Source organism: Rhodococcus jostii RHA1, assembly GCF_000014565.1.
GTDB lineage: Bacteria > Actinomycetota > Actinomycetes > Mycobacteriales > Mycobacteriaceae > Rhodococcus_F > Rhodococcus_F jostii_A.
Genome location: NC_008269.1, coordinates 1,010,011 through 1,024,042, shown reverse-complemented (window position 1 = coordinate 1,024,042; position 14,032 = coordinate 1,010,011). Strand labels below are relative to the sequence as shown.

At 63.0% G+C, this 14,032-nt stretch carries 13 protein-coding genes and 1 pseudogene; 10 read left to right on the top strand and 4 right to left on the bottom strand.

All coding sequences use genetic code 11. The features are described from left to right. The first annotated feature begins 59 nt into the window (after window positions 1-59). Window positions 60-629: an OsmC family protein gene (locus tag RHA1_RS40360; protein WP_011599783.1), complete on the top strand. Its 570-nt coding sequence runs from the start codon at window positions 60-62 to the stop codon at window positions 627-629. A gap of 51 nt (window positions 630-680) precedes the next feature. Further along, entirely contained in the window at window positions 681-1,664 is a 984-nt protein-coding gene (gene trxB, locus RHA1_RS40355) for a thioredoxin-disulfide reductase (protein WP_011599782.1), read from the top strand. Window positions 1,665-1,985: 321 nt separating this feature from the next. Here the strand turns inward: trxB and RHA1_RS50980 are convergent, their stop codons facing one another. The 3 genes from RHA1_RS50980 to RHA1_RS40345 all read right to left on the bottom strand — a co-directional run bounded on the left by RHA1_RS50980 (window position 1,986) and on the right by RHA1_RS40345 (window position 3,249). Then, entirely contained in the window at window positions 1,986-2,153 is a 168-nt protein-coding gene (locus RHA1_RS50980; protein WP_167541001.1) for a hypothetical protein, read from the bottom strand. A gap of 186 nt (window positions 2,154-2,339) precedes the next feature. Beyond that, the gene (locus RHA1_RS50975; protein WP_167541000.1) at window positions 2,340-2,477 is read right to left on the bottom strand and encodes a hypothetical protein; all 138 of its coding nucleotides are present in this window, start codon (window positions 2,475-2,477) and stop codon (window positions 2,340-2,342) included. A gap of 91 nt (window positions 2,478-2,568) precedes the next feature. Next, window positions 2,569-3,249, bottom strand: coding sequence for an IclR family transcriptional regulator (locus RHA1_RS40345; RefSeq protein WP_011599780.1), 681 nt, complete (start codon window positions 3,247-3,249; stop codon window positions 2,569-2,571). A 110-nt stretch (window positions 3,250-3,359) separates the two neighbouring features. On the opposite strand from RHA1_RS40345, the gene RHA1_RS40340 reads away from it, so the two are divergent. The 5 genes from RHA1_RS40340 to RHA1_RS40320 all read left to right on the top strand — a co-directional run bounded on the left by RHA1_RS40340 (window position 3,360) and on the right by RHA1_RS40320 (window position 7,821). Then, on the top strand, window positions 3,360-4,583 hold the full coding sequence (locus RHA1_RS40340) for a styrene monooxygenase/indole monooxygenase family protein (RefSeq protein ID WP_011599779.1): 1,224 nt from the start codon (window positions 3,360-3,362) through the stop codon (window positions 4,581-4,583). Window positions 4,584-4,599: 16 nt separating this feature from the next. Beyond that, window positions 4,600-5,637, top strand: coding sequence for an AraC-like ligand-binding domain-containing protein (locus tag RHA1_RS40335; RefSeq protein ID WP_011599778.1), 1,038 nt, complete (start codon window positions 4,600-4,602; stop codon window positions 5,635-5,637). Between the two features lie 84 nt (window positions 5,638-5,721). Then, complete coding sequence (locus RHA1_RS40330) at window positions 5,722-6,966, top strand: styrene monooxygenase/indole monooxygenase family protein (protein ID WP_011599777.1); 1,245 nt, start codon at window positions 5,722-5,724, stop codon at window positions 6,964-6,966. Between the two features lie 11 nt (window positions 6,967-6,977). After that, window positions 6,978-7,289, top strand: coding sequence for an EthD family reductase (locus RHA1_RS40325; protein ID WP_011599776.1), 312 nt, complete (start codon window positions 6,978-6,980; stop codon window positions 7,287-7,289). Window positions 7,290-7,299: 10 nt separating this feature from the next. Then, window positions 7,300-7,821 carry a flavin reductase family protein gene (locus tag RHA1_RS40320; protein WP_011599775.1) on the top strand — a complete coding sequence of 174 codons (522 nt, stop codon included), beginning with the start codon at window positions 7,300-7,302 and terminating at the stop codon, window positions 7,819-7,821. 1,879 nt (window positions 7,822-9,700) lie between these two features. On the opposite strand, the pseudogene RHA1_RS53850 reads toward RHA1_RS40320, so the two are convergent. Continuing rightward, window positions 9,701-9,847 (bottom strand): annotated as a pseudogene (locus RHA1_RS53850) (IS701 family transposase); the annotation flags it as partial. 395 nt (window positions 9,848-10,242) lie between these two features. On the opposite strand from RHA1_RS53850, the gene RHA1_RS40310 reads away from it, so the two are divergent. The 3 genes from RHA1_RS40310 to RHA1_RS40300 all read left to right on the top strand — a co-directional run bounded on the left by RHA1_RS40310 (window position 10,243) and on the right by RHA1_RS40300 (window position 14,025). Beyond that, window positions 10,243-10,683: a hypothetical protein gene (locus RHA1_RS40310; protein WP_011599770.1), complete on the top strand. Its 441-nt coding sequence runs from the start codon at window positions 10,243-10,245 to the stop codon at window positions 10,681-10,683. 43 nt (window positions 10,684-10,726) lie between these two features. Beyond that, window positions 10,727-11,827: a hypothetical protein gene (locus RHA1_RS40305; protein WP_011599769.1), complete on the top strand. Its 1,101-nt coding sequence runs from the start codon at window positions 10,727-10,729 to the stop codon at window positions 11,825-11,827. A gap of 644 nt (window positions 11,828-12,471) precedes the next feature. Next, the gene (locus RHA1_RS40300; protein WP_063721809.1) at window positions 12,472-14,025 is read left to right on the top strand and encodes an ABC transporter substrate-binding protein; all 1,554 of its coding nucleotides are present in this window, start codon (window positions 12,472-12,474) and stop codon (window positions 14,023-14,025) included. The last annotated feature ends 7 nt before the right edge of the window (window positions 14,026-14,032 follow it).

Sequence of the window (14,032 nt, the reverse complement as noted above, 5' to 3'; positions counted from 1 at the left end):
CGCGTTTCAACAGTGCGAAGCCTGCATTTCCGCACCGACAAACAAACGATAGGAACACCATGACCGAAACGAACACCCTGAGCACAGAGGCTTTCGCCGACCTCGAGGCCATCGAAGCGACGGTAGCAGCCGTCACCGAGCAGCGTGAGCTTGGCAAGGTCACCTTCAGCATGCTTAGCGAGTCCGCCGGGGGTTTGACCGCCAAGACCGTCACCGGACCCCTCACCCAGGCAGGCACTGCCGACGAATCGCGCCGCGGCAAGTTCACGCTGCACAGCGACGAACCGGTCTCCCTGCTCGGTACCGACACAGCTGTCAGCCCCGCTGAATACATCCTCAAAGGCCTCGCCGCCTGCTACATCGCCACGCTGGCATCCCTGGCTGCAGGCAGGAACATACCGCTGAAGCACGTCGCACTGACCCTGGATTTCGACGTCGATCTCAGCGGTTTCCTCGGAATTGACAACAGCGTCCGGAAGGGCGCTCAGCAGATCACCGTGGACGTCCGAATTGATAGCCCCGGCACTTCCCGCGAGGACCTGGAAGACCTGATCGTGGCATTGGAAGCGACCTCACCGATCCGCGACACCCTAGCCAACCCCGTCCCTGTCATCACCCGCCTCGGCTAACACCGCACAGGCACGGGCAGGGCCCAGCAGACAGAAGAGGAGCACATTATTTTGAGGCAGATCATTATCATCGGTTCGGGCCCTGCGGGCTATACCGCGGCCGTATACGCAGGACGCGCCAATATGCGCCCGCTTCTCATCGCATCGTCCGTAGAGGCCGGCGGCGAACTGATGAACACGACCGAGGTGGAGAACTTCCCGGGATTTCCCGATGGCATTATGGGCCCGGACCTGATGTCAAACATGCAGGCACAGGCAGAGAAATTCGGTACCGACATCATCTACGAAGACGTCACAGGTGTTGACCTGTCCGGTCCCGTGAAGAAGGTCACCCTCGGGTCAGGAGCCGTCCACGAAGCACTGAGTGTCATCTTTGCCGCCGGTTCCGCCTACCGGAAACTCGGATTGGCTGATGAGGACCGGCTGTCGGGTCGAGGAGTTTCGTGGTGCGCTACGTGCGATGGCTTCTTTTTCCGCGACCGGACCATTGCTGTCATCGGCGGCGGGGATTCGGCGCTTGAGGAGGCATTGTTCCTCACCCGCTTCGCTGACAAGGTCTACCTCGTTCACCGTCGTGGCAGCCTGCGGGCATCCAAAATCATGCAGGACCGCGCCTTCGCCAACGACAAGATCGAATTTGTCTGGAACTCCGAAGTCGTCTCCATCAACGGCGAGGATCAAGTGGAGAGCATCACAGTCCGTGATACCGAGACCGGCGTACAGCAAAATCTGGACGTACGGGGCCTGTTCATTGCGGTAGGAAACGACCCCCGCGTCCACCTGGTCCACGGGCAACTGGAGCTGACGCCCGGGGGCACAATCGCCGTTGAAGGGCGCAGCTCCCGGACAGCTGTTCCGGGCGTTTTCGCCGCCGGTGACGTGACCGACCCGACCTACCGCCAGGCAATTACTGCCGCCGCATCGGGGGCCGTGGCCGCCCTTGATGCAGAACATTACCTGGTCACACTGTCACCGGACTTGCTGGGCAGCATAGCGGTGGACCCCGCCAGTAGCCTCGAAACAACCACCGCCTAACGGAGAAACGAACAAAATTCAGGCACGCAGCTGGGGTCCTTCTTGTCCCAGTGCCTAGAGGAACGACCCGAATCCGGTCTGCCGGAGCCCGCCTGAGTCCTTGGTTGTCTTGCTCTCATCAGCGGCAAGACAACCAAGGACCCCAACGGGTTACACGCCTCCGGCGACCTCGAGAAGGGCTACCGGCCGGGCGGCCCACCCGAGCTCGGCCTCAGTAAATAGCATCCAGGGGATAGTGAAATGCACCCGCGCCTACTCCGTCCTTGGAGACTGCCGGCACACGGTCGGCACGGACTCGAAGACGGGCCACGATACACACACTCAGGACCAGCGGCGGGAGCGCGCCGACACCAACGTGTCGATGCGGAAAGCGCCGCCCTGCTCGATCTGCAGCGTGAACGATTCGAGCGTCGCCAGCGCATCAAGGGCACCAAGCGCACCAAGCGCACCGACCGAGCCTGAAGCATCTTTCGTGAACCGTTCCCGCAAATCCCAGGCAGACAGTATGTTTGGGCATGGTAGGCCAGCTTTTGGGGGTGCCAAGCCTCGGAGTGATGCGTTTGAAGAGGGTCCGTACGCGCAGCACTCCAAGAGGCCGGCACGGGAGCTGGCCTGCCGTAATTCACATGGTGTCGAAGATGATGTGCTCGGGTATCCCCGCCCGTCGCGCGCCGACTACGGCGTCCAGAGGTCACCCGTGAGTTGCCGGTAGGTGTCGTGCCAGATGATCGCCGGAACTCCGTTGTTGTCGGTACTCATGAACGCGCGGAGGACCAGTGTGATGTTCCATGCGGAACGGTCGAGTGGAACCATCATAGGTCGGTCGACTGCCGCATACCAGCAACCATTAACACTGCAGTGCAATGTAATTCGTGTCGGCTGAGCGGGTCAGGTGCAACTCGAACTACTGTCCGTGAAGTTCATCCGCGGCGGCAACGAGCGCGTCGACCGCTCTCTTGTCGTCGAGCGTGCCCGGTATGAACATCACGCACAGGCTGGCGACCTGCCCTTGGCGCGGGACTACCGGCACAGCAATGGCACTCAGCCCGGGAACGACTTCGCCGGTAGTCCTGACGTAGCCGAGTTCCCGAGTGAGCGTGACTTCCGGACGTTCCTCGTCCCGGGGCGGCAGTGCGGCAAGAACCGCGAGCCCTGGTGCGCCGCGAGTCAGAGGATGGCGTAGTCCGGGGCGGTAGGTGATCGCGGACGGGCTTTCGACAGGTTCAATCGACACGAGAGTGAGCGCTTCCTCACCCTGCGGCACCACGAGAAACGCAGTGGTATTCAGTTCCTCTGCGACTCGTCGGACGATGGGTTCGGCGATCGAACGCAGATCGCGGCGGACGGCCGCGGCAACCATCACCGGGGCAAGTCCAACTTGGTACCTGCCGACGTCGTCCCGCTCGAGATACCCACGCGTCTCGAGAGTGGTCAGAAGGCGGTAGGTGATCGAACGATGCAGGCCGAGTGCCTGCGCAACGTCGGTGGCACTACACGGCCCCGTCCGCGCCACCACCTCGAGTGCGGCCAGGCCCCGCTCGAGGGTCTGCGAGGTGACACCCGCCTTGCCTTCCGACACCGCCACGACTGCCTCCCGACATCGACAACCCCTGCGTCTTGTGCCGTGCGTCACAAGGCACGTAAGGTGTGTTCTGTATTCGAACTAGTAACTCGATAATAGAGCACGGAGTAGCAATGAGCATTGGCATCGTCGGCGGCGGGGTCGCCGCCCTGCACCTCGGCCTCGCACTCCGGACCGCTGGGCTCGACGTCACTCTCTACGTCGCGCGGGGATACGACGAGGTTGCCGGTGGGCCGTTACTGAATACGGTGGTCCACCACCATCCGACCCTCGCCCGGGAACGGGCGCTCGGGGTGATGCACTGGCAACCCGCCGAGCATGGGTACGACCGGCACTACCACTACATCGGCGGCTCCGATCCCGTCCGCTTCTGTGGCGAGTTCACCCATCCGTCCTGCGCTGTGGACCACCGGCTGTACCTTCCTGCATTGGCCGCCGACTTCGCCGACCGCGGCGGTGAGATACGCGTGCGCACCGTGGGACCTCGCGATCTGTCCAGTCTCGCCGTTCTGCACGACCTCGTCGTGATCGCGTCGGGCCGCGGTCCACTGAGCGGTCTGTTCGAGCGTCGCGCCACGTTATCTCCGTTCGACGCACCCCAGCGGCGTCTGTGCGCCGGGCTCTATACCGGAGTCGCGCGTCCCGACCCGGAGGGTGTGGGCATCAGCATCGCCCCCGGCGCCGGGGAACTGTTGGAGATTCCGATCATCAGCCGGCACGGACGCGTCACCGCCCTGTTGTTCGAGAATCGGCCGGGAACCGCGGCGGCCGCGCTGACGGACCTGTGCGCAGCGGATGACGAAGCCCTGTTCACCCGCACTGTTCTCGATACTGTCCGCGAGCACCACCCCGCCACTTTCGAGCGGATCGACGTGGGCGAGTTCGCGCTGACCGATTGCCGCGACCTTCTGCAAGGCGGGGTGATCCCGGCCGTCCGGCAGGATTACTTCGAGATCGCCGACGGTACTTTTGCGCTCGCCCTCGGCGACGCACACGTTGTAGTCGATCCGGTCATGGGTCAGGGTGCCAACATCGCCGCCTACAGCGCCGCGGTGGTCGCCGAACGCATTGTCACCAGCGCGGTGTACGACGAGTTGTTCTGCCAACAGGTTGCCCGCGCACGCGAGGAGGTCTTGGTGGCCGCATCGAACTGGACCAATCTCATGCTGAACCAGCACCCCCGGGCGGAAGCCGTGCTACGGGCGTGCTCCCGTGATCGATTGCTCGCGAACGTCTTCACGGACAACTTCGATCACCCCGACAAACAGTGGGATCTCCTGGCCACTGATCAACGTGCGGACCGGTTCGTAGGACTACACACGGCGACCGCCGACTGACGTAACGGAGAATGCGATGACTACGGCACCGGCAGCCTCACATATCCGGGTTCAGGGAACCGACGGCATCGACCCTGTGGACCGGGTCGACTGCTGGCGCGACCTGGTCTCGCGCGCGTTCGTCCCTTTGGATGCAGACGCTGCAGCACCCGACTTCACCGGCCACCTCCGCATCACCGAACTCGGATCGACGATCGTCTCCCGGGTCGACGCGGGTGCACACACCGTGCGGCGCACCAGGAAACAGATCTCAGGCAGTGAACGCGGATACTACAAACTCGGACTTCAATTGCGCGGCGACGGCCTTCTCGAGCAGGACGGACGCGAAGCCTTGCTCCGGCCGGGAGACTTCGCTCTCTACGACACCGATCAGCCCTATACGCTGGCCTTCACCGCGCCCACGGACATGGCGGTATTCATGTTTCCCCGCCCACGCCTTCCCCTGCCGCCGATCATGGCCCACGACATCCTTGCGCGCCGGATCAGCAGAAGCGACGAACTGGGATGCCTGCTCTCCCCACTCCTCGTCCGCCTGGTCGACCAAGTGGACGACAATCGCCCGAACGCCGCACTCACTCTCGCCGATGCCGTTCTCGACCTGATGGCAGCCCTTCTCGCGGGGAACAACGGTACGCCCGAACCGCTTCCACACGAGACACTGCTCGTGCAGGCGAAAACGTTCATCGACGCCAACCTCTCGAACCCGGACCTCAATCCCGACCTCGTCGCCGCGGCGGTCCACGTCTCCACCCGATACCTGCACAAGTTGTTTTCCGCGGACGGGGAACCGGTGGCCAGGTGGATCCGACACCGGCGCCTCGAACAGTGCCGCCGAGACCTGTCCGGTCACACCGCGGTCCCGTCGGTCAGCGCAGTGGGAAACAAATGGGGCTTGCCCGACGCCGCCCACTTCAGCCGAGCCTTCAAAGCACGCTTCGCTATGAGCCCAGCCGAATTCCACAAAGCAGCAACAGCTTCTATCCGGTCGCGAGGTTCGGCTGCACCGAACTCGGTCGTGCACGCATCGTCAAACGAAGTTCCGCCTACGCCATGACCGCGGCCGCAAACACTGCAATCGTAGAACTCGAAGGAGAACGAATTCGACTGCCGTACAACACTTCATCGAGGAGCGACCATCATGCCGAACATTGGAATCATCGGCGCCGGCATCGGCGGCCTGCAACTGGGCCTGCAACTGCGCCAACATGACATCCCCGTCACCATCTACACCGACAAGACCGCCAACCAGATAGCCGGCGGACGGCTGCTCAACAGCGTCGCCCACCACGGGCCCACCCTCGAACGTGAACGGCTTCTCGGCGTCCATTTCTGGCCTGTCGAGGAGTACGGATACTCCTGCCACCACCACTACCTCGGCGGTGACCAGCCGATGTCGTTCCGTGGCGACTTCACCAACTGGTCCAGTGCCATCGACTACCGCCTGTACCTGCCCAAACTGTCCGAAGCCTTCCAGGAACGCGGCGGAAACCTCGAGGTCCGGATGCTCCAGGCAGACGACATCGAGCCGATCGCCGCCCGACACGACCTCATCGTCGTCGCCGCAGGCCGGGGGGCTTTTGCGTCGATGTTTCCTCGCCGGCCGGATCTGAGTCCCTACGACACACCACAACGCGCCCTCAGTGTCGGCATCTACCGTGGAATCGCGGAGTCCGATCCCAGGGGCGTCACGATCAGCACGTCCCCCGGCCATGGCGACCTCCTCGAGATCCCGATGTACACCGAGGACGGGTTTCTCACCGCCCTGCTGTTCGAGAACATCCCCGGCGGCGACCTCGAGATCCTCGCGAAAATGTCCTACGACGACGACCCCCAAGCCTTCAACCGGACCGTCCTCGACAAACTCGCCCGACACCACCCGCAAACCTTCGAACGGGTCGACCACACCCAGTTCGGTCTGCACCGGTCGATCGACCTCCTCCAGGGGGCCCTCGTTCCCACAGTGCGCGAGGACTATGCGAAACTGCCCGGCGGCAAATTCGCCCTGGCTATCGGCGACGTGCACACCGTCGTCGACCCCCTCCTCGGCCAAGGCGCCAACTCCGCTTCCCACTCTGCCTGGGTCACCGGCGAAGCCATCGTCGAAGACCTCGGATTCGACGAGATGTTCTGCACCCGGGTGGCCCGCCGCCGCGCGGATGTCGTTCTCGGCGCCGCCCAATGGACCAATCTGATGCTGGCCCCTCCCGCCGAACACGTGTTGCGCCTGTTCGAGGCCATGAACGCGAACAAGGCCGTCGCCGACGAGTTCACCCACAACTTCGACCACCCCGACCGGCAATGGCAAATCCTCGCCACCGCCGAACGTACGAACGCGTTCCTGGCTCGCCACGGCATCGAGTCGGCCGCGGCCCTCGCGGTCTGAAGGAGTACGAGATGTATCGTCTGACAGTCCTGTATCCGCCCCCGGCCGACCCTGATCATTTCCGGGACTACTACACCAACCACCACCTGCCGCTGGCCGCGAAACTGCCAGGCCTGCGCACGATGCGCTACAGCCTCGACATCACCGCCCTCGACGGCCCTACCCCGTACTTCGCGATCTGGGAGGGAGAGTTCGACTCCCCCGAAACCATGGCCGACGCAATGACCTCCGAGCAAGGCCGCGCCGTCGCCGAGGACGTTGCCCACTACGCCACCGGGGGCGCCCAGATCATGCACTTCGCGCCAGCCGAGACAGCGCCGTGAGGTCACCGAAATGACCGCACCTGCAACCGATGTCCGACCCCTCGGCACGGACCCCCGCACATTCCGGGACGCGCTCGGAAGATTCGCCACCGGCGTCACAGTCATCACCACCGACACCGGCAACGGCATCCACGGCATGACCGCCAACGGCTTCATGTCGGTATCACTCGACCCGGCCCTGGTTCTCGTCTCACTCGGACGGTGCGCCATGGCCGACCACCTCCACTCGGGCGACCGATACGCGGTCACCCTCCTGTCCGAGGATCAGGAGACGCTCTCCCGGCACTTCGGCGGACGAACCCAACCTGGACTCTCGGTGGACTTCACCCGACGAGGCGCGCATTCGTTCGTACCCGGCGGCCTCGCCGAAATCGGCTGCCGCATCGTCGACCGGCACGTCGCCGGCGACCACGTACTCTTCATCGGCGAAGTCGAGCACCTCGACTACCGCGACGGCGTGCCACTGCTCTTCTACACCGGAAACTACCGATCCCTGCACGTCGGACTCACCGACGACATCTTCTTCTACTAGCGGACTCTTCCCCTCAACGGTTCATGCGGTGTGATCGCTGTGAACGTCGTCGTGGGGCGTGCCATGTGGTTACGCGGTGCGCCCGGACGGGGAACAATTCGCATGTCCGGTTCGGGAGAGCAGCATGGAGAAACGGGGCGGGAGTAGTTCCGGAACCGTGCTCTATGTCGACCGCACCACGACATGCACCTGACGGATAACACCGCCCGACGGCTGTCGTCGCGTCGGCTGTCCGAAGGGCTGGCCGGCAAGTGCTCGGCGAGTTGGAGCATCCGAATGGGCTGATCGTCGGGGTGTGTTCTCTTGTTCATCTGCTTTGTCGTGTGGGGGCTCACTGCCACGTCGTACATCGCGACATCGACGTCGGTGGAGCTGCGAATCGGTAAACCGTTCATCGACCTCCGGCTGATCGCCCGTAACCGCGTCCTGAGCGGAACGTATGTGCGGGTGGCGGTGACAATCCTGCTGGACTACACAATTCTGTACGGATTGACCCAATGGCCTTCCGCACCTACTCACGCACCTGCGGGTTCGCCGTGCCCACGGTGGGCGATCTCATACCCCCCGGCTCGGCGCCGGGGCGAGAAAGGCGTACTCCTCTCGCGCCCACGCCACTTGCTGCGGCGCCGCGAGATCGGGCGGTGATCGAAGAACGGGACGATCAGGCTGGCCATAGGCGCCGACGCGGTTCACGGGGCGGCCGCCCACCAGCATCCGATCGGGACGGCTACCGTGGCCGCACCGTCGTCGAACGCTAGATTTGCCACCTAAAGTAGGGGAAAGACTGGCCACACGCTCCGACGAACTCGCCATCGTCTAGCCGAGCGGCAGTGGTCCTGAACGCAGCCATCGCCTGGACCCGATATTTGTCCGACATGGTCTAGCGAACCTTGGTCGCTGGTCACTACACCGGTGGGATTCGGTCTTGGTCACGGAGACTGGGTGGAGGGAAGGTCTCCCTGAACCGATGCGCCAAATCCCCATCGCAGCCGAACTCCCTGATCACTTGCCACAGTTGATCGACGAACCGCGTCCGCGACATTCCGAATCTCACAAATGTCTCGTCGGCAGGTACACCACCGAACGCCGCCCAGACACGAGCGAAGTCGATGATGTCCTCCGCGTCCCTACTCAGTTGTCGGCCCGCTGGCCGTTGAATCTCGGCAGTCTGTCTGCGCACGCGCCACCTCCGAAACCTCCGGGCGTCCAGTTCGGCACCGACGACCTCCGTCCTACCCACCTCTCCCCCATGGTCGAATACTCCCTCCTGACTGCGTATGGAGCTAAATTCAGGCATTTGTCACCACCATTCGACGAAAGGGCACGGGCGCACGAATGCTGCAGTCGAAACACGGGACCGTCGCGAAAATTGCTGCCACGAAGCTAACGACGCGAGCGCGGAACCCGCCCGCTTCGGAAGCCAGGGCCTGCCATGGCTATCGTCCTGCATGCCTATCCCAGTTTATCGAGTTTCCGACAGCCTCTGAACTTGCCGTCCCGTCCAATGGGAGTCACCGTTCACGGCCATCGTTGGCATTGATCCATCTCTAGGCGCCAGGCCTAGGGGCGCCACTTCCTTTTATGCACAAGTAGTGCATAGCCTCTCGTGTGCGATCGTAATGTCGCCGACAGTTGGCCGGCACCGCGATCGGCGGATATCCGGTTCTGTTCGATGTCCGAGCCCGTCGATCTTCTGCGTCACCAATAGGATTGCAACGGCACTTGCGGGACGCGCCGCGGATTCGGTAATGGCAAGATCTGGCTTGTTGTTGTCGGCGTCTCCGCCAGCGTGACCAGGACCAGACGTGCTCGTCGAGGCGGAAGTGTCGCAGGATCAGATGTACGAGCAGCCGCCGAAACTCGGGTACCGTGTACGTGATTATGCCCTGATCGTTGATCCCGATACCCCTTTGCCGCTTCGGTTTTGTCCCAGCAAGCCAGGCGAGGGCGAGCATCGACAGGGCGGCGTGGGCGTACCAGGCCCGGTAGGTGCGTACTGATACTGGTCCAGTCCGGCCTCGTTCTTCGGCGAGGTGCTTCAACCACGCGACCTGGACGGCGGCTCTGATTGGCGGGCCAGTCGTAGTCTTGATCGGCGAGCTGCGTCTATCGCGAGGGCAATCAGCGCAATCGAGTCGGAGGTGCGGTTGCTCATCGTGAAGCCCTCACCCGATCGGCGCACTTGATCTCGGTTCGGACCGTGTGGTGCCTTTAAAACCCTTTGAAACCGGCGCCGGAGCATGGAGGAAACCCCCTCCCGTTGTATGGGAAAGCTGATGCGCCAGATCTATCGGCCACTGATACGGTCCGCGGGGCGACGAACTTCGGGCGGCCCGAGTCTCGTCCTGAGCTATCGAAATCGACATATTGGGAGGGCCTGTTAGCCGTTCGGAGCCGATATATGCAGACCTCGTCGAGCTGATGGCGAAGTGGTGGTTCCACTACGACGAATGGAACCCCGTAGAGCTGCGTTCGCTGATGACGGATGACTTCGCCTTCACCTGTCGCAGCGACACGGGAGCGACCGACTACGAGGACTTCATCCGTTGCGACATTCGCAGGGTGGACGCGGTGATGGCATGGAAGGAAGACCACCGGGCCAATAGTCCGTACCCGCTGCGCCACAACGGGGCCAATTTCGTCATCACTGACGATCGCGAGCGGGACGTCGACTTCTCTTCATACATTTTCGTGACAAAGATCGTGCACGGACGTCCTGTCTCGTTGTCTACCGGAATCACCAGCGGTACGGCGCGCAGGACTCCCACCGGAATGCTCCTGGAACGAGTTGAGACCGTTCTGGACACACAGGACTCGGTGCGGTATGCCGACGCCCAAGCGGCGACGGCGCCGCGATCGTGACATCAGCCTGGCAGTTGTCAATGCTGCCCGACGGCGCCGGTCGATGCATGGCCCGACCCTCCACCCCCACCCGAAAGGAACTCTCGTGAGCACGACCATGCGGCACCCCATGGTGCCGGCGGTTCCCCCCCGTTTCGTCGAAGACATCTACACGCCGGAGGAGATAGACATCCTCTTCGGTATCGTCCGTCGCGGCGGCCCGTGGCGACTAATTGCGGCCCAACACTTCTCGTCCGCCGAGGAGTACATGGCGGTCTCCGGGCCGAAGAATCGCGATCTGGACCGAAAGCTGGAACTTTCGGATCTGTTGACGCCCACGTTTCGCGGATACTTCGGAAACTACGGAATTCCCCTCGAAGGGGCCGCACATGAACTCTGTTACAACCGCAAACTTCTCGACATGATCAAGGACATGCATGGAGCGAAGTACGCGGCACCGAACAGCTACCTGTTCAATGTTCGCGCGCCTGCTCACAGCTATGACGCGGGCCATTTCGACAGCCCGAGCTGGCGTGGAATGAACAAGTTCAACACACCGATCTGGCTCTCGAGCGTGATGGCGAAGTCCGGTCTGTTCGAGCAATGGGAACTCAGGTCGGGCCAGGTGATCGCTCTCTTCTACGACTCCGACGTCGACGGCGGATTCACGTATTGGCCGGAGGGGCCGGACCGGCCGCCCGCTCGCTTCGCAGCGCCATTCCGCAACAGCGGGCTTGTCACTCACAACGAGAAGATGTTCCATCGTGGCGAGGCCAGTGGACCCCGGCACAAGCGGTCCATCCCCGGCCTGCAGCTCGATTCGACGATCGCGGGAGCCGGCGACGATCAATGGGTGATTCGCAACGCGGATGAAGAGATTGCCCGCTACCACGACAGCGAGATGCGATTCCTGTTCCACTACGGCGCCTATGTCTTCGAGGACCTCGCCGACGCGAAACGCTATTTTGAGCACACGGATGACCTCACCCTCGACACAGCGCTGCGGATGCTCTCGGACGACCTTCGTCGGCGCGGTGTGCAATTCGACGAATCTTCCCACCCGATGCATGATAGCGAGTTCGTGAAGATCTTGACCCGGACGTACGACATGGCACCGGGCTCCTACCCTGCCGATGCTCCACTCGATCTGATCGGGGCAGTCTGAACTGGCCGATGTTGACGCCGACGGCCTTCTGGGGCCGGCCGAGACGACCGATGACGCAGCCCCTGTGCAGACACAAGGCAGACGGCAACACTGATGGGCGGTAGCTGCGGTGGGCCACCCCCATCGACAATGGCAACTCGGTGATCGTTCGCTGAGCACCGGGTCATCGCTATCCGCTCACGGGCGGTGTACGACGGGCGTCGTGCTGTGATCGGCGGTTGCGCACTGGACCTCCGAAATGTGCAGCGAGGCATCAAGGCACGTTGTGCACGCGGCGAGCTGCACTATGGCCCCCTCCGATTACTGAAGGTGTAGTGGCTGGCGACCGCCAACTACACGATCGCCAGTCTCGCAGGAGTCGCTGCTGCGGGCGAAGACGAAGGCGTCGGTCTCGACGTTGCGAACACCCACCGGCTTCATTCCTGCCAAGAGACCCTGCGTCGCACCCACTGTCCACTGAACGGGAGAAAACCTTTGGCCTCGAGGTCATTCAATGTCCTAATCGACTAGACCGCCCCTCAGGTGATCTGAGACAGGCATTCTGCCGGTCGGTGTTCTGACCGAGATAGTCCGGACCTTTGACGGACGCGCCCTCGCGCGGTACTGCCCGTCATCACAGTTCTCGAGGACCAAGGAGTCAACCGTTGAGAATCCGTATCCGCGCAGCTGCCGCACTGAGCGCAGCTGCCGCAGTTTCGCTTCTTCTCACCTCGTGCTCGGCCGGGTCGCCCACCGGCGTCGGCGAACCGGCCGGCGACCCCCAGCGAGGTGGGACGGTGACGCTGGCCTTCAACACCGATGCCCAGTCCGTGGACCCGGTGACCTGCGCGATCGGTATCGGTATCGGCCCCTGTCAGGCGATCTACGGAGCGCTGCTGTACTACGACCTCGAGAACCGCGAGATCACGTCGGGGATGGCGGAATCATTCACCAGCGGGGACGGTAAAGTCTGGACGCTCAAACTCCGTCCAGGGATGACCTTTACCGATAACACCCCCTTCAACGCCGAGGCAGTGGCCTTCAATTGGCAGCGCACCCTCGACCCGAGCCTCCTCTCCCCCAGTATGGCTGCGGCGAAGTCGATCACGTGGAGCGTGGTCGACGACACCACACTCACGGTCACCTCCAACGAGGTCAACCATCAGCTACCCTTCCTGCGCACCGAGCCTCTCGCTTTCGTCGGCTCGCCCACTGCGATCACCCAGAAGGGTGCAGACTTCGCCACTTCGCCGGTTGGCGCGGGCCCTTTCACCTTCGGATCGTGGGCCCGAGGCACCGAGATGATTCTCGATCGCAATGCGGGCTACTGGGATCAACCCCGTCCGTACGTGGATCGGCTGGTCTACAAGACGATTCCCGCCGACGACCAGCGCTTCAATGCACTTCAGGCTGGTGAGGCCGATGTCATGGTTGTCGTCAGTGAGAAGTACGCCAACCGAGGCCGGTCGGCAGGTTTGGATGTGGTCCAGTCCACGCAACTCGGAGGCAACGGGGTGCGGCTGAGCAGCCGCGGCGCACTCGCCGATCCTGGTATCCGCACCGCGGTCGGAATGTTGATCGACAACGAACAGATCCGGGCCGCCGCTTTCCCCGACGACCCCGGCGCCACCCACTTCATGCCCGAGGGCGACCCGCTTTACGACGAGACAGCCACGTGGCCCGAGAAGGACGTCGAAGGCGCACAGAGGCTCGTCGACGAGTACCGCGCCCGTAACGGCGGCAGCGAGATCGTACTGTCGTACGTCACCACGGCGGGCAGCCCGGTCCTGAATCGGGTCGCCGAACTCCTTCAAGCTCAGCTGGAAGCCGTGGACGGTCTCGAGCTCGAGATCAAGGCGCTCGACGGGGCCGGCTTCGCCGGCGCGTTGGTGTCCGGCAACTATGACCTGATCCTCAACTCGCTCGGCGGTGCGCACCCAGACAACTTGTACAAGGTTTTCCACACCAAAGGATCCGGAAACGCATCTGGCTACTCGAACGCCACCGTCGACCAGGCGCTGGACCTGACACACACCGCAAGTGACCCCGCTGTCATCGAGGAGGCGTACAAGACAGCGATCCGCGAGGTCATCGCGACCAACGCGTACCGATACTGGCGTCCGTCCGAGACGAGCCTGCTCATCCGTCCCGGTACGCACGGAGTGAAGCCGGCGTACCAGTACTGGATTCGCACCGAACTCGTGTGGAGGCAACAGTGAGGCGCCG

Excerpts from the sequence above, each read along its gene's own strand:
- RHA1_RS40360 (WP_011599783.1), top strand. The coding sequence starts at position 60 with ATGACCGAAACGAACACCCTGAGCACAGAGGCTTTCGCCGACCTCGAG.
- RHA1_RS50975 (WP_167541000.1), bottom strand. The coding sequence starts at position 2,477 with ATGGTTCCACTCGACCGTTCCGCATGGAACATCACACTGGTCCTCCGC.
- RHA1_RS40340 (WP_011599779.1), top strand. The coding sequence starts at position 3,360 with ATGAGCATTGGCATCGTCGGCGGCGGGGTCGCCGCCCTGCACCTCGGC.
- RHA1_RS40335 (WP_011599778.1), top strand. The coding sequence starts at position 4,600 with ATGACTACGGCACCGGCAGCCTCACATATCCGGGTTCAGGGAACCGAC.
- RHA1_RS40330 (WP_011599777.1), top strand. The coding sequence starts at position 5,722 with ATGCCGAACATTGGAATCATCGGCGCCGGCATCGGCGGCCTGCAACTG.
- RHA1_RS40325 (WP_011599776.1), top strand. The coding sequence starts at position 6,978 with ATGTATCGTCTGACAGTCCTGTATCCGCCCCCGGCCGACCCTGATCAT.
- RHA1_RS40320 (WP_011599775.1), top strand. The coding sequence starts at position 7,300 with ATGACCGCACCTGCAACCGATGTCCGACCCCTCGGCACGGACCCCCGC.
- RHA1_RS40310 (WP_011599770.1), top strand. The coding sequence starts at position 10,243 with ATGGCGAAGTGGTGGTTCCACTACGACGAATGGAACCCCGTAGAGCTG.
- RHA1_RS40305 (WP_011599769.1), top strand. The coding sequence starts at position 10,727 with ATGCATGGCCCGACCCTCCACCCCCACCCGAAAGGAACTCTCGTGAGC.